The organism is Microvirga yunnanensis (genome assembly GCF_025460875.1).
Map to the genome: position 1 here is coordinate 1 of NZ_JAMXFI010000001.1, position 17,281 is coordinate 17,281.

The following is a 17,281-nucleotide window of genomic DNA, read 5'->3' on the forward strand; positions in this document are numbered from 1 at the left end:
TTCGTCAGGCGTGTGCCGGCGGATCAGCGCGCGGACCTGCGCTTCCTGCTCGGCCTCGAGAAACCGTCCCGTGCCAGGGGCCGGGCCGCGCGGCCCGCTGGCCAACCCCGCCCGGCCCTGCTCGGCGAAGCGGCGGCAGATGTCGAAGACGCCGGTGCGGGTCAGACCTACCTGCGCGGCAATGGCCTCATAGGTCAGCCCGCTCTCGCGCAGGCCGATCACCTGCCGCCGGCGCTCCTCTTGCGCGGCTGCTGGCAGCTTGCGCATATCCACATGCTTCATCCCGCCGACTTGGGGCAACTGACCGCGGATTTCAAGAGCACCCGAGCCGGATCAATAAAAAGCTTGAGGACAGATCAAATCCACAATGGCGCGATGTAACGAAAAGCCTTTCTGACAACCTGGTCAGCGAGACACCAACCGGGCGCTCTATGACGGCCAATGAGGTTCAGAAGCAGCTTCTCCGGCGCCTGGATCGGCAAGTCTCCACCCGAATTCCGACGGGTCTGCGAGCACTGGACGCGCGGCTAGGTGGCGGTCTCCACCCAGGTACCCTCACGATGCTGGGCGCCTTTGGGAAGACCGGGAAAACCACGCTCTGCGCCACCATCAGCTACAACATGGAGGCCGCGAATATCCCTCACCTGATGGCGTGCCTGGAGCGGGGTGGAACCGAAGTCGAGGAACTCAAAACGGCCAGACGGCTCGGCTGCAAGGGCTTCGACCTCGGTAAGTACAAGGACAAGATCGCAGCTCTCGCTCCAGCCAAGCGCTGCTGCCACTATGTCCACGACACGGCCATGACCGTCGACGACCTCCGACACGAAATCCTGTATCACAGACGACGCCACGGTATCGTCGCGGCCCTCATCGACTTTTGGCAGTTGATCCAGGGGAAGGAAAAAGGGGAGTCCCTTGATGCACACCTTACCCGGGTTGCTCAGAGGCTTCAGGCTACCAGTGTCGATGCCGATATCCCGATCTTCATGACCAGCCAGCTCAGCGACAACGGCCGGAGCCGTGACAGTTCAGCTGCGCTAACCGCCTCAAACCTCTTCCTCATCCTCCACCGGGACAAAGATGCTTCCGAGGCGTGGATGGAAACCATCGTGAGCAATATCACCGACGAACTCGATATCGGCAGCATCGGATCTCCCCAATTCATCCTCGACCGGGAGGCTGGGCCCCATTTCCGGGACATCACCACACTATAAGGGACGGAAGGAGCATTTCCGATGAACAAGCCGACCCAGCTCGCTCGCCTGAGGACACAGGCGGGGCTGACCCAGAGGGACATGGCCAGTCTGCTTAAGACCAGCCAGCCGTGGGTTTGCCGCCTGGAAGCGGACCCCGATGCGGCGACTGTCCGATCGCTACGGCGGTATCTCTCGGCGTTGGGCTACGATCTGGCTCATGTTCCCGCAATAAATGGCAATTCCGCTTCATAGTAATTCGTAAAACGGTTATAGAGTGATCCTCGGAACGAATTCCAAACCGTTCACGAATCATAGGTGGCATGTCGCCTATCAGCAGAGAGGGTTTCAATGAGGTACAAAACGCATCTGGCAGTCGCGGCCTGCGCACTTGCCGTAACGGCGCTGATGGCTGTCGACAGCTCGGCGTCCGCTCAGGTGTTCGGCGCCCTGGAGACAAAGGGCAAGAACGCCTTCGAAAATATCAAGAATCTGTCGTTTCTGGTTGGTGGCTTCGGCATCATCGGCCTCGCCGTAATGGCCTATTTCGGCCGTTTTCAGTTCAAATGGCTCTTCGCCCTTGTCGGCGGCCTTGCGCTGATCGCTGCCTCCGGCAGCATGATCGACTACGTTACCCAGAGCGGTAGCAACTCCGAGCAGGTTTCGATCACCCAGACGGACTTCGGCGATACGCTGACCGCGCGCTAATCTGTTGATCGACGGTCGAAAGTTTAACCAAGGGGGCCCTTTTCGGGCCCCTTTTTGTCGACGACTGCTCCCGAGCCGAGGTAAAAGGGGGGACCGAACTAAAATTCTCGAATCGTACAGAACAATTCGCTAAGCAGATAAAGGTGCCGTCGTGCAGGACATCGACACCAAGATTTACCGGCCCGTCTCGATGCCTCAGAAATTCGTCGGCGCTCCCCTGCTGCCGGCCGTGTTCTCCCTGTGTTTCTCCGTCCTCAGCTTCCTTTTCCTCGTCTTTTATGACTTTGGGTTGCCGAACGCGCTCGTCGTTCTGGGCTTCCTGGTCTCGATCTTTGTCGGCCACGGGGCTCTCGTCATGCTCGGGGGGAAAGAGCCGCACATGACAACCCTCATCCAGACAATGCGCTACTCGCTCCAGAAGTGCCGCCGGATTGCCGGCAAATCCCAACGCCGGTTCTGGCCCTGATCACTCGCCCTTCACGTCGTCACGAAAGCCGCTCACATGAGCCAAACCCTAGACCTTCTCCTCACCTATCAAACAAGCCTTCGCGCCGTTGCGACGGTTCTTGGCGCCGGGGCAGCGGCCGCGGGCCTCGCCTTTACGATTCCATCGGTTGTTGACCGCCTTCGGCCCCCTGCCCGCCAGGAGACCTTGGCCGACTTCTTGCCGTTCATCGAGTTGCTGCCGAACCGCAAACACATCAAGTGTGTCGCTGACCGGTACATATCCATCGTCGAGATCGGGGGTGCGGAGCTAAATCTCAGCTCCTTCGAAACCCGGGCCGAGCTCTTTCTGGCCCGAAAGTACATGCTGGACGAGGCCCAGCGGTCAGCTTTTGCTGAAATCCGGCTGTTCACGACCAAGGAGCGCCTCCCGATCAAGGCATCGCCAAACCGGACCAATCCTCTGCTCCAGGCAATCTCAGAGCAATGGAATAAGGATTTCAGCCACGCATACTCCTTGCGCCACTTCGCGCTATTGGTGGTCAAGTCCAGCGACGACCAGGAGGCCTCAGAACTGCTGAAGCAGTCCGAGGATTTCATCCTCCGTACGCTCAATGCTTATGACTGTCGGGTTCTCGAGGAAGGTCCGGATCCGACAACAGGTCCGGCGGCAGTACTTGCCCGCCTGATTAGCCCTGTCAGCCGCCCGTCCCCCAAGGTGGCGGGACTGGAAGAGCGGGCAATGAACCGAATGATCGCCGTGGATTCGATTGACTTCGGCTCTGACGACAGCGGCATCTTGCATTTCTCGAATGGCCGTGAAGAGAAGCTCGCAACCATTCTCGGCGTCCGGGATTGCGGCGAGAAGACCTCGGAGAATGCCTATAGGGAAATCATCGGCATCGATGCCGAGTTGGTCATTCACCATGCCATTCAGCCCCTGAATACCTCGCTCCAGATGGCGAAGCTGAAGCAGGAGCAGATGGCCGCCCCCATGATGACGCTGTCACAAAATGCGTCCTACGAGATCATGGAGGCTATCAGCCTTCTCGACGGGCAATCCGAGATGAAGGCTACGCTGCACAACTACTCGATGAATGTTGTGATTTACGGCCAGACCCCAGAGGATATCGGGGAGATTGAGAACGAGATCGTCTCGACGATTTCCCGGACCGGCGCCACCTGCGTTCGTGAGTTGATCACCGCTCAGGCCGTCTGGTTCTCGATGTTCTCCTTCGACCGGCTTTGGCCCCGCCAATTCAGGTTTATGAGCCAGAACGTCGCCACCAACCTGGTCCTGCATAAGCCGAACATCGGCCTAAGAAAATCGGACTGGTGCAACGAGCCCCTCAGTTACTTCCGTTCTGTAACCGGCGAGGCCTACGCCTTCCAGTTCCACGCAACCGAGGACAAGGAGGCGGTGCCCCACTGTGTCTCGATTGGGCCAACCGGAACCGGTAAGACGACCCTTGTGAGCTTCCTCGCTGCCCAGGCGCTCCGCTTGCCTGACCTTAGGGTTTACCTGTTCGACCGCCTCAACGGCTGTGAAGTGTTCGTCCGGTGCGCCGGCGGCGACTATGTCACTTTCGACGGCGATGCCTCCTCCGCCAAGATGAACCCGCTCCTGCTGGCGGACACCCCCGACAACCGTCAGTTCCAGCAGCGATGGCTGCGCCTGCTGGGCGACGCTAAGGATGCCTTTGATGAGGAGGAGATCACCCGAGCCCTAGACATCAACTATGCGCCTTACCTCGATGCCAGCTTCCGGAAGCTGGACTCTCTTCACAAGGCAGCCTTCTCGCCTCACGGCAATCTGAGGAAGTCTCTTCAGCCTTGGGTCGATCCCAACATGCTCGGCGGCTATTTCAATGCCGAAGAGGATAATCTCGACCTGACAAAGACCCGCCTTGCGGGCTTCGACATGACCAAGATCCTCGGGGACCACCGGTTGGCTCCCCCGATCGTCGACTACATCATCCACCGTATCAGGTCGAACGCCACCACCACCGGGTCGCCTTCGCTCGTCTTCGTCGACGAGACCGAACCCATGCTTCAGAACGAGCTCTTCCGGAACAACTTCGTGAAGGTTGGTCTGCAGGAGGCGAGAAAGCTCCGCCAGGCCTACATCTTGGCCTTCCAGCGGCCGGAAGCCATCAAGGCGACCGGGATGTCCGAATTGATCCGCGGCCAATGCCAGACCGTCTTCTTCTATCGAAACCGCAACGCCAAGGCTGAAGACTACGACGATTGGGGTCTCAACGAGAGCGAACTGGCCTTCGTCCTCGGCAAGGACTTCGCCGGGCCGGAGCATAAGTACGCCGTCCTGGTGAAGAAATACTCCACCGGCCAGTCGGCCATCCTCGACATCGACCTGTCCGTTCTGGGCCGCTACCTCAAAGTGTTCTCTTCCGGCCGTCCAGCGGTCATCGAGCTCACCAAGGCAATCGAGAAATACGGCAAGGACGCGTTCCTCGAGCCCTACCTGAACGGCGAATTCGCCGCCCGCTAGTCCGCCCCCCTGACCAACAGAGGCTATCATGACCCTACGCTCCCTTCGATCCCGGGCATCGGCCATCACGTCGATGCTGGCTGTTATGCTCATGTCCGTCTGGCTCAGTGCGGCAGGCGGAAGTTTCGCCAACGCCCAGGTGCCTGTTCTGGACTCCAACGTTTTCGGCCAGGTCCAGCAAACGATGAAGACCGTGGCTAACCAACTGGGTCAGTTGCAGAACATCCTTGGCACGGTGAACCAGTTGCAGCAGGCAATCGGCCAGCTTGGACCGAGCCAGATCTCCGGGATCCTCGGCCACCTCTCTTCCATGTTCTCGGAAATCAAGGGCGCCGGCGGCATCGGTCAGATGATGAGTTCTCTCCATGGGATCAAGGCCACTCTGGGCTCCCTCGAGAGCTTCGGTAACCTTGGACGCAATGGCAGCTTCACGTCTTCCTTTAACACCCTGCAGAATGCGTTTGGCCAAGCCTCACAGGGCGTCGGAACGGTCCAGAGCGGCATCACACAAGCGCTCTACGTGAACAAAGCCGCTGGTACCCAGGCGGATGTCGAAGCCATCAATGCAGTGCGGGCCATCAACACTCGCACCGCGGCAACCAGCGCCATGGCAATTGCCATCCAGGGCAAGGACCAGGTTTCCAAGACCTCTCAGGACATCCAAAAGATCTCGGATCAGGCCAAGCAGTCTCAGGACATGCGCGGCGACCTCGCGGTCAACAATGCCATCATGATCAAGATGTTGGAGCAAGTCATCCAGAGCAATGCCCAGCTCTCCGCCATGCTTCATCTTCAGTCGGCCAGTGCTATTGGCAACGACAGCTACAACAGCCAGTCCAGCGGCCAGTAAGTCGCCTGTTCCCGCCAACGAAATGAGAAGTGCCATGCAACGCAAGAAGGTCGTACTCGCTTCCACGGCGATTATCGTCGGGCTCTTTTCCAGCGATATGATCGGGCAAGCCAATCGGCCTCTCATCTCGGAGGCTGCCGGCAGGTACCATCCAACCCCATGCGAGATCGCTTCCGGCGGTACGCTGTGGGGTTGGTTCCCCTGCCCCATCATCGATCCCAAGCGTCTGGCAGATGAAGTCCAGACGACGCTGGACGAGAACTTGAAGCTGGGTGCCCTCGTGGAACAGCTTCAGGAATGGCAAAAGACCCTCAGCAGCGTCACGGCACCGATCTCCCAAGTTAAGGCCTTCCTCACCAGTCTCTTCTCATTTGCTGGTTCAGCCGGGCCTCTCACGACCTTCATGGATGACGGGAGGGTCAACCTTCCCCAGGTGATGGCCTCAGCCAACCCAGCGAACGTCCCCGACATGTCACGGGCGGTCGCAGACTTCTTTTTCCGCCCTGGAACGTCCAATCCGGCAGAACGGACGCAACTGTCCCGCTCGGTCTACACCGACGGCTTGGGGGCTGCAGTGGCCGCCAAGTCCGTGGTCACCAAGAACCAGGATGAAATCAAAAAGTTGTCCGAGGAGGTCGGAAAAGCCAAGACGCTCCGCGATGACTTTGTCGTTAACGCCAAGATCCGCCTGACGCTCCTCCAAGCTCTTGAGGAGCGCAATCGCCTCGTCGCCCGCCTCACATCAGGCCAGGCCGTCAGTCACCTTCGGCAGATGGGCCAGGATACCTTCGCTAGCAACAGCAGTTGGACCTCCAACTCCAACGCGTACGGAAATCCCCAAGCCTATGCGAACAGTGTGGAGCAAGAAGCCCGATCCGAAGAGGCTGTAAGCGCGAAAGCACTGTTGCAGGCTCAGGATGCTCTAAACGCCGGCCGCCAGTCACTTGTGTATGCCGTCGAGCTCCACAACGGCCTTATCACCGGCCACAATCTGAACCAGAGCATTCAATCCGGCGGCGCATCCGACTCCAACTACTTGAGAGAGGAACTGCAAACCCTCAGCCAACGGTATGGCGCTTCTCTCGATACACCAGAGCAGGTCCATGCCTTCATCAACAAGCTCGCAGCGGAGACCCAAAAGGGCATCCGCACCGCTACGCAAATCATGCAGCAGCATCCCTCTCTCGCTTCAGAAACATCGCTGCGCCGGGTGATCACCGACCAGCAGATCGTTCTGGAAAATCTACGAAACGATTCGAGTTACCAGTCATACATCTCGGTTAACGCAAACGTGCCTCCATCAGGCACTCTGACCGACTGAACCGGCCTGTATTAACCATTTGAAACTATTACATTTTAACTTACCTAGTCATTTCCTACTCATATCCCCGCGGATTGTTCCCGACCCCGGCGAAATAGATTGGACGACCGAATTTAAAGGTATAGAAGCGAATTAAAGAACACCGATCACCAGGAAAGATCGAATGTTGATTCGCATTTTTGTCGTCGCTCTTACTGCCCTTACTCTCAGCGCCTGCGGAACATTGACCCAGGACGACCCAATCGGCATCGGCCGCTCGCCCAACGACCTGAAGAAAAGCCCTTGCGCCTGCATTCAGCTGCCAAACGCAGCGAATGACGTGCCTGTGCTGCCAGTTTAATCCTTTCAATCGGCGTCGTTTACCATGACCTCCAGCGTCTCCCGCCTCCAGCGTCTCACCGATCGTATTTCTCCTAAGAAGGAAGGGGATGCTGCACCCGCAACCTCGGCGCCCGAGCCCCAGATTCATGCTGAGCGTGTGGCCCTCTTCCCCTCCGTCTCTAACCAGAAGCCCAAGGACAAGATCGGCGGCTACCTGCGTGACCATGATGCGCCTCATGCCGCTGGCCGGCGCGCTGCAGTCTCGGACAAGCTCCTGATTGCCGTCGCGGGCGTGTCGCTTGCCATCAATGTGGTGCAGGCTGTCGCGATCATGCAGCTTATCCCGCTCTACCGGGTCGTACCTTTCTTCGTCACCTGGTCCGACAAGTCCGATCAGGTCGTTCGCGTCGAGCCGCCGACCGGCAATCTGAAATCGCTGGCGATCCTCGAAGAGGCGAACGTCCGTGAATACGTGACGATGCGCAATACGATCACGGATGATCCGCAGCGCACGATCTATCAGTGGGGCACCATCGTCCGGCTGATGTCCTCTAAACCCGTTTACGACCAGTTCCTTGCTGAGACGAAGCCTGTTTATGACTCCCTCAAGGAGAGGCGCTTTACCCGCAGCGTGTCGCTCAAGAGTGTTCTGAAGATCCAGAATGGCTACTGGCAGGTTGAGTTCGACGTCATTGACCGGCGCATCGGCTCCGGCCTCACCGACGGTGGCGACGAACGCAGGACCTTCGTTGCCCAGCTCCGCGCTCAGAATGTCGAGCAAAGCATCAGCTACGACAACCGCTTCCTGAACCCACTCGGTTTCACTGTTACCGCTTACACAGTGGCGTCCAAAAAAGACTAAGCCGTCGCGGCGCCAACAAGATTACCAGGACCTTACACAATGACCTCCTCGCGCTCTCGTCACCTCTCAACCGCCGCGCTGGCTGCCTTCATTGCCACTTCTGGATTGAATGCTGCTCTCGCGCAGGGCACTCTGATGGGCCCTGCCGGGCAGATCACCCAGGCACAGGCAAATGTACCGGTCGACTACGCGAAACCGGGGGTTCCCGGCCTCGCGCCGGAGCCTCTCGATATGCCCTCGCAGGTGACGGCACAAGGAACGGCCAGAATTGCGACGGCCGTCGCCTCGAAGCCCCTCGGCCTGGAGCAGAAGGCTTGGCTCGACCCGAACAAGCATAAGTCCCCTCGCCAGACGCGCCCTGGTTTCGTGAAGATTTCCTGGCGTCCCGATGATGTGATGGAGGTCAACGCTCGTGAAGGCCTCCTGAGCGTGATCAAGTTCCCGCGCCAGGAAGAAGTCGTTCAGGTGATGTCCTCGGATCCCGGTTCGTTCGAGACCTCGACTGCCCCCAACAAGCGGTCGGTTGCCATTCGCGCCATTTATCCAGGCGTAGACGGTAACCTGATCGTCTATGGCAGCTCGGGCAACGTCTATAACTTCTATCTGCGCTCTCTTCCCTTCAATGCTGATCGCCTTCCCGACACGACGGTTGAGGTTGTGGTCGGCGGCATGGAGGCGGGAACCGGTGAGACCCTTGCGTCGACTGCACCTGTGTCGATGCCGTACACGAACTACAAGGATCTCTACGAGCCCGCTGTGAACAAGGCGACCGCCTATTTCGATGCCGGAGGACGGGAATATGCCCGTGGCGCTCCGGTCAATCCGGGCGATATGCGCAACAACATCAGCATCGAGGCCCGCTCGCAGGACGATGCGGTCATCGCCCCTATCCGCGCCTGGCACGACGGCCGGTTTACCTACCTGGATTTCGGCCCCAACGCCTCGTCAATGACCGAGTGGCCTGTGGCCGCGCTTGTCATCCAAGGTGTCGAGAGCCCGGTCGGCACCCGCGTTGCCGGCAAAGACCGATCGATGATGGTTATCGAAGCCATCGGCAATATTACGCTGCGCAATGGCGGCCGTCTTGTCTGCCTGCGCCTCGCTCGCCCTCTGGACGATAACCGTTACGCCAAGGACGCGCCGATCGTCGACCCGCGTCGTACTGTGGTGGTCAAAAAGCCGGTTTTCGTCGAGCGTGAGGTCCCGGTCGAGGTCCAGAAGACCATCGTCATCGAGAAGCCGGTCCCGGCGCCTGCGGTACGGCCTGTTCCACCCGCTCCCCAGCCCCCACTTGTCCGGAAGGGCGCGATTGAGCCCGTCGAGAAGAAGATCGTCGCATCTGCCGCTCCTCTCGTGGCTCCGATGGCCATTCCCGGCCCTGCCGTTGCGCCGGCTCCGGCCGCAGCTCCCACCCCTGCCGCGGCTGTAATTCCCGCCGCCCCGCCTCCGGCTCCCGTGTCCAGCGCGCTCATCCTCGGCCCCTACACAAAGGCAGAAGGCGAGCAGGTTTGGAATCTCTATCGGGCGGATAATCGCCTGCAGGCTGGCAAAGCAAAGCTGTCTTGGCAGTCCCAGGCCGGTGGCTCTCTCAAGGCAGCTCCCGCCTCGGGCCGGGCCATGATCAAGATCAGCGGTGTCGATCCTTCTGCGGCGACCTCGATTTGTGATGTCCGTCGTCGGCATGGCGACACCTGCCTGGTCGCGGAATAAGGGGCTAGACAATGAGCGATGATCCCAAGCGCAAAATCAAAATCCGGCTCCTTACCGCTACCAGCGCCTTTGCGCTTTTCGGTGTGACCCTGTTCCTTCTGACACTGCCTGAAAGGAATACAGCGCTTTCTATGAAGCAGGCTGCCCTGCCGCCGTCCGAGCCTGTCTTTGCACCTGCCCAGCCGGAGGCGCCAAAGGCGCCCCCACGTGAGGGTGATATCTCCCCTGATCGGGCCACGATCGAGGCACGCGACATCCCGGCCGGAAAGGAACGCTTCACGTCGACATTCTCGATCCGGGCGACGGATATGCCGGCGACCATCAAGACGGTCAACATGCCCTATGCCCAGGAAGCCGGTATCCGCCTCGATGCCAGCAACTGCGAGGGCGTCCGGCTCGAGGTTGAGCAGGCTTGCCTTGTCCAGTTCGTCTATGATCCTGCCATCCCAGGCCGCGTGGATGGCCGCATCCTGATTACGGCCGCCTCGGAGCGGTCGGACGGTTCGATCCGCAATGTCACGAAAGTGGTCAGCGTCGATGCTACCGCGATCACCCCCGTTGTCGCCGAGCCCGTAGTTCTTGCCCCGGCACCGCCGCCGGAACCCGAATACGATCCAGCAGCGGAGGCAGTTCTCCGAAACAGGCGGTCGGCTAGCCTTCTGACCTCGCAGTCGGATGCTGAGAACCTGACCTACCTGGGCCCTCAGCGGCCTAGCGAGGAGGATTGGGAGTCCATCGGCTATAAGCGGAACTCCTCAAGCTATCCGGTCGACATGAGCCGCGTCGTCACGATGGACAAACCCATCCCGGCGGTGATCAAGATCCCGATCGATACCCGCAACGCCTCCCGTGCGGTTGCTACCGTCGAGCGGGACATCTATGGCGGCGACGGACGTCTCGTGATCATTGAGCGCGGATCGACGCTCATCGGAACCGTCGAAGCTATCGGCTCAACGGGCGAGGAGAAGGTTGCGATCGCCTGGGAGCGATTGGTTCGACCCGACGGCGCGGCGTTCGCATTCCAGGCCACCAGTGGCGATGCGATGGGACGTGCCAGCATCCCCGCGCACATGGATAACCGTTGGTTCGAGCGCTTTGGGACGACAATGCTGATGTCGGCGCTCAACGTGGGCGTGACCTTGGGCCTCAACGGCTCCCAGACGGTTGTCACTTCGGTCAGCCCCTATGGAGCCGGGTCAGCCAATATCGGCCAAGACGCCAGAGGGATTGCCACCCAACAGTTCCGCGAGGATACCCAGCCCCTCATTCAGCAGTTCACCGAGGAGCAGTTGGCTCTGCCGCCCATCCGGACCGTTCCGGCTGGAACACGTATCACCGTGTTCCCAAGCACCGATCTCTGGCTCAAGCCGATCAATCCTACCCAAAAGATGCGTGAGGAATACGCCAGCAAGGTCCGCGCCACCCCAGAGTATCAGGCAGCGCGCAACAATCCTGCTCGCTCTCTAGGCCAGGGTGCAACTCAGCAGGCAGGTACGGCAGGCCCGAACCGCTTCAATGCACCGATCGGGACCAGTGTCCCGCAGTACATGCAGAACGGCGGCGTGGTTCAGAACCCGACGGCAGGCATGAACAGCCCAGTGGTTCAGGACCTAACCCGGGCGGGAAGCCAGAGGCGAGGACAAGCCGACGACAGCCTGGATTTCATCACTGCCCCATCGGCGAATGAAAAGCTTCAGCAGCGGCAGCAGTCTCGCCAGAACTCGCAGCAACAGTCGGCAGCTGGGACCCCGATGGGTCAAAACTGGTCGCCATTCTAGGAGATGGTCCCATGAGCAACACCAGCACCCAGGTCCTCCTCCAGAGATTCATCGGGCCTCTCTATGAGCGCCTCCTCCACCCTGACGTGGAGGAGATCGCCATCAACAAACCCGGCGAGATCTGGGTCCGCCGGCGCAGGCCTGACGAGCAGGGGCGCCAGTGGATCCCCGAAGAGGCTCCCGACCTCACAGGACGGTACCTCGAGAACATCTGTCACATGGTGGCCAACCTGCAGAACATCCCGAACTTCGGCGCAGCCGGAATGCCGGTGGTCTTCGGTACCGTTCCAGGCGGGCATCGTTTCGCGGCCGGAATTGGTCCCAACATTCAGTCCGAAACACCTGAGGGAACCAGCGAAGAGGGCTCGATCTGCGTTTGTGTCCGCCAATACAACAAGGAGCAGACGGTCGATCTGCAGGACTACGGCATCACACCAGGTCAGAGGCTTCGCCCTCCGGTGGCCTCGATCTTCACCCGAGCGACCGACCCTGATGATCCCTTCGCGCAGATTGTAAACTCCCTGACGCGAGGCGACCACATCCTCCTCTCTGGAGCAACCAGCAGCGGCAAGACCACCTTTCTGAACCGCCTTGTCTCGTTCCTCGACGACCGTAAGCGGATCCTCACGGTCGAGGACACCCGCGAAATCCGGGTTCTCCAACCCAACCGCGTCCACATTCTGATGAGCCGTACGCAGCAGGCCAACAAGTTCGACTATCGTGCTGTGCGCGATCTGATCGTTCGTATGACCCCCGATGTGGTTATGGCCGGCGAGATCTCGAACTCGAACGCGGCCACGATCTGGGAACTCATGACCACCGGTCACGGCCACTTCATGACGACGATCCACGCCAGATCCCCGGACGAGGCGCTGACCACCTTCATCAACTGTATCTCAAACGCCCGGTCGATGGCGGGAAACACGGATGCCATCGATCGCGACGAGCTCCGGGCTCAGATGGTCGAGCACATCCGCGTCATTCAGATCGAAAAAGACTCCCTCGGCCAGCGTCGCATTTCAGCCGTTGCCTAACATTGAGGCTCATATGATTTTCCTAGTCGCCATATTCGTTCCGCCGATCTCCCTCGTTATCCGAGACGCCAAGTATGACGCCATTGCCAGTCTGGTGATGATCTGCCTTTGCATTCTCCTCGCGCCAGCCGTTCTCCCGTACATCTGGATTGCGGCTATCGTGCACAGCTTCCAGGTTATCCGCCGACAGGACGATGACCGGAGAACCCAGGAGATTATCGCCGCGATCAAGGGGCGTCCTGCCGTGAGCGACCATGCTTCGGCTCCGGCTCCCGAAGCGACAGTAGGCGGCCAGATCGCCATGCAGGCGGGAGCATAGATCAATGGCTACGAAACTCCCGAAGGGGCAGAATCTGAACGCGACTTTGACGGCGGTCAACTCCATTGCTCTCAATGTCCTTCCTGCACAGCATTATGCGGCACATCTCCTCCCGGCTCGGATGCTGTTAAAGGGGCTGCTGCTGGCCTTCCTCGACGATCGTGCGCGAGAGCCCGCCCTGGACGACGAGGATGCTCCTGATCCGACGCTTGAGAGCTTCGCCGACGCCACACTCGCTGACCTTCACAGCCATATGGCGGGTACCAGTACCCCTCTACTGCAATGGCTCTCTGAGAAGGGCACACTCGGCAAATCGGACACACCTCTGCGCCGGATCGCCGCCACCCACCTGCTGACGGTTCTGCAGGATCAGCCAGCGGCCCGTTATGGCGTCATGGCTGTGTTCGATGCTCTAGGCCAACACATTACGGACGGCTTCGCGCTCGCAGGCGCCCAAGAAACGCCTGCTGAAGGCACTGGTGCCGAGATCCCTACAGTCCTTTCCGCAGCCGCGTGAGATCTGAGACCCGGGACACTCAACGTCCCGGGCAGCTACACCCTTCGCCCTCAATTCCGGTTTCTGTCATGAAGCTCCACAATCCGTTAAAAACCGAGTATCTGCCCGAACACATGACGGAAAGTCAGCGGAAGCATTACCGCTGGCTCGGAATCACCGCGGCTATTGGCCTTCCGCTCGCCGCTGGAACAACCCTATGCACTCCCCTTTTTCGGTGGCTCATTGATCAACCGTTGAACCAGCGAACCCTGGATGGGGTCGGGGCGTTCGTCGGCCGCGTGGCGGGTGGCGACATACTCTCGATGAACTATGCCTTTGTTGTCTCGCCCAACTACGGCGGGTTTGACGCGCTAAAGGCATATCTTGGGGTCGCATTTGTCAGCACCGTTGTTTACATGGCCCCGGCGCTCCTCAACCCCTATCTTCGCCAGGTTATGAAGGGCGGCTTTGCCGACTGGTGCGACGACGAAACCCTCGGAGAAATGGAGGCTCGGGAACAGGTCGGCATTAAAGGTGGGCACCTGATGGCCCTTGGTCGATGGCCAAAAGGCCCTCGCAAAGGGCAGATGGTCATGATGATCGAGACCCTTTCCGCTCTGTGTCTTGCACCTCCCGGAACTGGTAAAACCGCTGCCTTCGTGGTCCCAACGCTCCTAAAGGGCGACAACGTTTCCTTCATCGTCAACGACCCGAAGCCTGAACTCTACGAGATGACCGGGCACTATCGGTCGACGGTGAGCCACGTCTTTATGCTCAACTGGGCGAAGGTTGACGAGCCCAACTACATCCTGACGTTCGATACGAACAAAACGGGCCCGTTCTGGGACGTGTTTCTTGAGCTTTATGGCAAGGGCACCAAGGGGCAAATTCCCGAAGAACTGGTTGTCGGCTACAAGGCCCGCGAGGTTGCCGGAGGTAAGGAGGGCACATTCGAGGCCTCGGTCGCTCCTACTCGGATCAAATTCGTCAAGGATTGGGTTAATGAGCGGGACGGCGCGGGAGTCTATACAGTCCGCGATCCCGTGTTCTATCCGCGGTTTAACTTTCTGTCGCCGAAACTTGTCCCGCCGCAGGGACCTGACCGGGACACCTACCTAGACACCGTCGCCAAGACCCTGATCCCGAATCCGGATGGCGGTAAAGGAAATGACTACTTTGTGACCAAGGGCCGGGCCGCGCTCACCGGATTTATGCACTACCTGATCTCGAAGGTAGGCGACAAAAAGAACTATGACGGGCTGCCGGCAAAATGGAATGGTTATGAACCGTCTATCCCAATGTTGTCGGACTGGCTGGCCGTCTCCCAGTTCGAGAGCACCAAGAAGACGGGCGACGAGGATCCCATGGCAGCCATGGGTGCCGACAAGATGGGAGACTGGATTCGCACCCTCTGCGACGACGTTGTCCCTGCCGAGCAGGGCGGCAAGTTCCCCTCCCCGCGCGCCTTCGTTGAGCTAAGCTCGCTCGTCAATATGGCGGATAAGGAAAGATCCGGCGTATTCGGCACAATGGATCAGGCGCTTTTGCCATTTAAGAATGCTGCCGTTGCTCAGAGGACTTCGGCCTGTGACTTCACCCCGGATGACATGCGGGGCATGAAAGCTCCCGGATCGGACGAGATCAAGCCGGTGACGCTCTACATCTGCGTGAACCAGGCGGAGGCCGGGGCATTCGAAACCGTCACGGCCCTTCTCTATGAGGTGTTCTCACAAAGCCTGATCTCCTACGGCCCCGGAGAGTTCAATCACAAGACGGGCAACGAGCTCGGCCCCTTCCCAGTATGTTTTGCCCTGGACGAGTTCGCCAAGCTGCCGCGTATCGAGTCGGTGATCACCGGCCCCGACCTTGGCCGCTCTAAGAAGGTAAGCTACCTCCTTGCTGCACAGGACTTCGGCCAGATCCGAAAGAAGTACACGGCTGAAGACGAGTCGGTGATCATCACGACGACGGCCGTCAAATACGTTCTTGCGCAGAACAACACCGACACCATCGACAAATTCAAGAAGATGGTCGGTGAGACCACCATCCAACGGGCGCAGAAGACCTACAACGAAGGACTCTCGAAGTCCGCAAACCCAATGGCCTGGAGCCGGTCCGAGCAGATCGAAAACATCAGTTTCCTGCGCAATGAGGACGTGGCTTCTTTGAAACCTGGCAAGAACATCGTCCTCGTCCAGAACTTTCTGAACCGGCCAATGAAGCTGGATACGCCATACTTCTTCAAGGACAAGGAAATGGCCGAGAAGGTTCGCTCCCGCGGCAAGGGCCCGATTGCGACACAGACCATTCCAGACTTCATTCTCAAGGACCGCCTGAATGCCGTCGATCCCGCCGAAGCTGCGAAAAGGAAAGCCGGTCGGCTGAGGAGAGAGCGGGACGATCAGGACACACGACACCTGACGCCGGAGGTCGTGGCTTATGAGGGCTGAGGGACGGGCATAGCCCGGGTTAATGCTACTAATGCATGCTTTCCCTCCGGTACCCCCGATCTGCTAATGCCTGGATCTTGGTCGCTTCGCTGCATGCAACTGTGGCGATAATGACCTAGGTCTGATTAGGAGAGTTTGATGATCCGCCTATCCGCACAATGTGCCGCACTTGCAGTATTCCTATGTTTGTCTTCCGGCCAAGTTCTGGCATCTGGTAGCTTTCCTGTCGCGTCCTGCGCCGGATGGAGTGGAACTGCTGTTGAGCAGGATGGAATAGACACGCCGTCAGCAACAATGACCGGCATGGTCACTAAGGCGGATCTACAAGAATACTGCGAGCGTGACCCCGGTGGGGAGACAAAGCAGAACGGTGGCAAGCTCACTGTCGCTCAGTGCGTTGCAAAGTATCAAAAAGAGGAAGGACGCACAGTTCTGACCTCCAAAGCCAATTGCAGGACTGGCACGATCGAGTTTCGGTATGGCAACAACGCGCCTCAGCGAGCGCGCTTCCCTCTTAAAGATGACGAGGATACATCCTGCGCCTCGGGAAAGCCGCCTCTTATTGCGCAGTTCGTTATTATGTGCCCGCCCGCAGCACGTCGGATGAAGCTAAACTAAGCGAGCTGAACGGCGCGAGTTTCTGAATGCCCAGAATGGAAATATGGTGGATCCAAACACAACAGGATCCATCATGAATTACTGGCCCGAGGAACTCGCTCCAAAGAAAGCTCCAGACGACGCGAAAGAGCCATTCCAGGATTGGTGGCGGCGAGTCAGAAGTCGATTCCCCAATATCCCCGCTGACGTCGGAGAGCAGTGGCTTTATGATAATTGGGGCAGCTCCCCATACGGATATCTGATTTCCCAACCATATCGCTTCGACGTGGCTGTCTGGGACTCAGCCAGATTGGCTGAAATCCGGGAACGCACCTACGATTGGGAGATTGGCGGGGAAAAGTCAGAAAATAAGGGTCGGGTTATCATTAGGAACCTCGGCGAGTACGAATTCAGAACTGCCCGCTATTTGGTCGACCACCTGAGTTTTCCAAGGCCGATCATCGTTCTCGACAACCGAGACGGGCACCTTCGCAAAGGTATTCCTCCAGTCCCAGAGTCGGAGAACCTCCCCGCATCCTATTTACTCATTGAGGGACACCGCCGCTTCCAGATGGGGCTCTATCTCCAATCGATGGGGAAGCTAAATCCAACGGTTGAGCTATGGATTATGACAGCCGGTTCTCAAAACGCTTAATTGAACAGGGCCCAAAACCCAGAAAGTAACCGTT

The 17,281-nt window shown here is 59.0% G+C and carries 18 protein-coding genes; 17 read left to right on the forward strand and 1 reads right to left on the reverse strand.

The features are described 5' to 3' along the window. On the reverse strand, positions 1 to 282 hold a 282-nt coding region (locus NF876_RS00005), incomplete at its 3' end, for a helix-turn-helix domain-containing protein (protein ID WP_262266966.1). Positions 283 to 431: 149 nt separating this feature from the next. Between NF876_RS00005 and NF876_RS00010 the strand changes: the two genes are divergently transcribed. The 17 genes from NF876_RS00010 to NF876_RS00085 all read left to right on the forward strand — a co-directional run bounded on the left by NF876_RS00010 (position 432) and on the right by NF876_RS00085 (position 17,247). Continuing rightward, positions 432 to 1,214, forward strand: coding sequence for a DnaB-like helicase C-terminal domain-containing protein (locus NF876_RS00010; protein WP_262266967.1), 783 nt, complete (start codon positions 432 to 434; stop codon positions 1,212 to 1,214). Positions 1,215 to 1,235: 21 nt separating this feature from the next. Beyond that, positions 1,236 to 1,448 (forward strand): helix-turn-helix domain-containing protein, encoded by a 213-nt coding sequence (locus NF876_RS43300; protein WP_373371406.1) that lies wholly within the window; start codon positions 1,236 to 1,238, stop codon positions 1,446 to 1,448. 96 nt (positions 1,449 to 1,544) lie between these two features. Then, the gene (locus NF876_RS00015; RefSeq protein ID WP_262030493.1) at positions 1,545 to 1,901 is read left to right on the forward strand and encodes a TrbC/VirB2 family protein; all 357 of its coding nucleotides are present in this window, start codon (positions 1,545 to 1,547) and stop codon (positions 1,899 to 1,901) included. 151 nt (positions 1,902 to 2,052) lie between these two features. Then, positions 2,053 to 2,367, forward strand: coding sequence for a VirB3 family type IV secretion system protein (locus NF876_RS00020; protein ID WP_262266968.1), 315 nt, complete (start codon positions 2,053 to 2,055; stop codon positions 2,365 to 2,367). Positions 2,368 to 2,403: 36 nt separating this feature from the next. Beyond that, positions 2,404 to 4,854, forward strand: a complete 2,451-nt coding sequence (locus NF876_RS00025) for a VirB4 family type IV secretion/conjugal transfer ATPase (RefSeq protein ID WP_262030495.1) — start codon at positions 2,404 to 2,406, stop codon at positions 4,852 to 4,854. Positions 4,855 to 4,945: 91 nt separating this feature from the next. Continuing rightward, positions 4,946 to 5,704: a hypothetical protein gene (locus NF876_RS00030; RefSeq protein WP_262266969.1), complete on the forward strand. Its 759-nt coding sequence runs from the start codon at positions 4,946 to 4,948 to the stop codon at positions 5,702 to 5,704. A gap of 34 nt (positions 5,705 to 5,738) precedes the next feature. Beyond that, positions 5,739 to 7,025 (forward strand): hypothetical protein, encoded by a 1,287-nt coding sequence (locus NF876_RS00035; RefSeq protein ID WP_262266970.1) that lies wholly within the window; start codon positions 5,739 to 5,741, stop codon positions 7,023 to 7,025. Positions 7,026 to 7,188: 163 nt separating this feature from the next. Next, entirely contained in the window at positions 7,189 to 7,365 is a 177-nt protein-coding gene (locus NF876_RS00040; RefSeq protein WP_262266971.1) for a hypothetical protein, read from the forward strand. Between the two features lie 24 nt (positions 7,366 to 7,389). Further along, on the forward strand, positions 7,390 to 8,208 hold the full coding sequence (locus NF876_RS00045) for a VirB8/TrbF family protein (RefSeq protein ID WP_262266972.1): 819 nt from the start codon (positions 7,390 to 7,392) through the stop codon (positions 8,206 to 8,208). 39 nt (positions 8,209 to 8,247) lie between these two features. Continuing rightward, the gene (locus tag NF876_RS00050; RefSeq protein WP_262266973.1) at positions 8,248 to 9,918 is read left to right on the forward strand and encodes a TrbG/VirB9 family P-type conjugative transfer protein; all 1,671 of its coding nucleotides are present in this window, start codon (positions 8,248 to 8,250) and stop codon (positions 9,916 to 9,918) included. 131 nt (positions 9,919 to 10,049) lie between these two features. Beyond that, positions 10,050 to 11,696: a TraB/TrbI/VirB10 family type IV secretion system protein gene (locus NF876_RS00055; RefSeq protein ID WP_262266974.1), complete on the forward strand. Its 1,647-nt coding sequence runs from the start codon at positions 10,050 to 10,052 to the stop codon at positions 11,694 to 11,696. Between the two features lie 11 nt (positions 11,697 to 11,707). Then, on the forward strand, positions 11,708 to 12,730 hold the full coding sequence (locus NF876_RS00060) for an ATPase, T2SS/T4P/T4SS family (RefSeq protein WP_262266975.1): 1,023 nt from the start codon (positions 11,708 to 11,710) through the stop codon (positions 12,728 to 12,730). A gap of 13 nt (positions 12,731 to 12,743) precedes the next feature. Next, positions 12,744 to 13,049, forward strand: a complete 306-nt coding sequence (locus NF876_RS00065; protein ID WP_262266976.1) for a hypothetical protein — start codon at positions 12,744 to 12,746, stop codon at positions 13,047 to 13,049. Between the two features lie 4 nt (positions 13,050 to 13,053). Then, on the forward strand, positions 13,054 to 13,566 hold the full coding sequence (locus NF876_RS00070) for a hypothetical protein (protein ID WP_262266977.1): 513 nt from the start codon (positions 13,054 to 13,056) through the stop codon (positions 13,564 to 13,566). A 68-nt stretch (positions 13,567 to 13,634) separates the two neighbouring features. After that, positions 13,635 to 15,995 (forward strand): type IV secretory system conjugative DNA transfer family protein, encoded by a 2,361-nt coding sequence (locus tag NF876_RS00075; RefSeq protein WP_262266978.1) that lies wholly within the window; start codon positions 13,635 to 13,637, stop codon positions 15,993 to 15,995. Positions 15,996 to 16,133: 138 nt separating this feature from the next. Next, positions 16,134 to 16,613 carry a hypothetical protein gene (locus NF876_RS00080; protein ID WP_262266979.1) on the forward strand — a complete coding sequence of 160 codons (480 nt, stop codon included), beginning with the start codon at positions 16,134 to 16,136 and terminating at the stop codon, positions 16,611 to 16,613. Positions 16,614 to 16,686: 73 nt separating this feature from the next. After that, positions 16,687 to 17,247: a hypothetical protein gene (locus NF876_RS00085; protein ID WP_262266980.1), complete on the forward strand. Its 561-nt coding sequence runs from the start codon at positions 16,687 to 16,689 to the stop codon at positions 17,245 to 17,247. The last annotated feature ends 34 nt before the right edge of the window (positions 17,248 to 17,281 follow it).

What these genes read in the sequence shown, in the direction of transcription:
- NF876_RS00085 (WP_262266980.1), top strand. Translation starts at nt 16,687, where the DNA reads ATGAATTACTGGCCCGAGGAACTCGCTCCAAAGAAAGCTCCAGACGAC.
- NF876_RS00060 (WP_262266975.1), top strand. Translation starts at nt 11,708, where the DNA reads ATGAGCAACACCAGCACCCAGGTCCTCCTCCAGAGATTCATCGGGCCT.
- NF876_RS00015 (WP_262030493.1), top strand. Translation starts at nt 1,545, where the DNA reads ATGAGGTACAAAACGCATCTGGCAGTCGCGGCCTGCGCACTTGCCGTA.
- NF876_RS00035 (WP_262266970.1), top strand. Translation starts at nt 5,739, where the DNA reads ATGCAACGCAAGAAGGTCGTACTCGCTTCCACGGCGATTATCGTCGGG.
- NF876_RS00030 (WP_262266969.1), top strand. Translation starts at nt 4,946, where the DNA reads ATGTCCGTCTGGCTCAGTGCGGCAGGCGGAAGTTTCGCCAACGCCCAG.
- NF876_RS00010 (WP_262266967.1), top strand. Translation starts at nt 432, where the DNA reads ATGACGGCCAATGAGGTTCAGAAGCAGCTTCTCCGGCGCCTGGATCGG.
- NF876_RS00070 (WP_262266977.1), top strand. Translation starts at nt 13,054, where the DNA reads ATGGCTACGAAACTCCCGAAGGGGCAGAATCTGAACGCGACTTTGACG.
- NF876_RS00080 (WP_262266979.1), top strand. Translation starts at nt 16,134, where the DNA reads ATGATCCGCCTATCCGCACAATGTGCCGCACTTGCAGTATTCCTATGT.
- NF876_RS43300 (WP_373371406.1), top strand. Translation starts at nt 1,236, where the DNA reads ATGAACAAGCCGACCCAGCTCGCTCGCCTGAGGACACAGGCGGGGCTG.
- NF876_RS00075 (WP_262266978.1), top strand. Translation starts at nt 13,635, where the DNA reads ATGAAGCTCCACAATCCGTTAAAAACCGAGTATCTGCCCGAACACATG.
- NF876_RS00055 (WP_262266974.1), top strand. Translation starts at nt 10,050, where the DNA reads ATGAAGCAGGCTGCCCTGCCGCCGTCCGAGCCTGTCTTTGCACCTGCC.
- NF876_RS00025 (WP_262030495.1), top strand. Translation starts at nt 2,404, where the DNA reads ATGAGCCAAACCCTAGACCTTCTCCTCACCTATCAAACAAGCCTTCGC.
- NF876_RS00040 (WP_262266971.1), top strand. Translation starts at nt 7,189, where the DNA reads ATGTTGATTCGCATTTTTGTCGTCGCTCTTACTGCCCTTACTCTCAGC.
- NF876_RS00050 (WP_262266973.1), top strand. Translation starts at nt 8,248, where the DNA reads ATGACCTCCTCGCGCTCTCGTCACCTCTCAACCGCCGCGCTGGCTGCC.
- NF876_RS00065 (WP_262266976.1), top strand. Translation starts at nt 12,744, where the DNA reads ATGATTTTCCTAGTCGCCATATTCGTTCCGCCGATCTCCCTCGTTATC.
- NF876_RS00045 (WP_262266972.1), top strand. Translation starts at nt 7,390, where the DNA reads ATGACCTCCAGCGTCTCCCGCCTCCAGCGTCTCACCGATCGTATTTCT.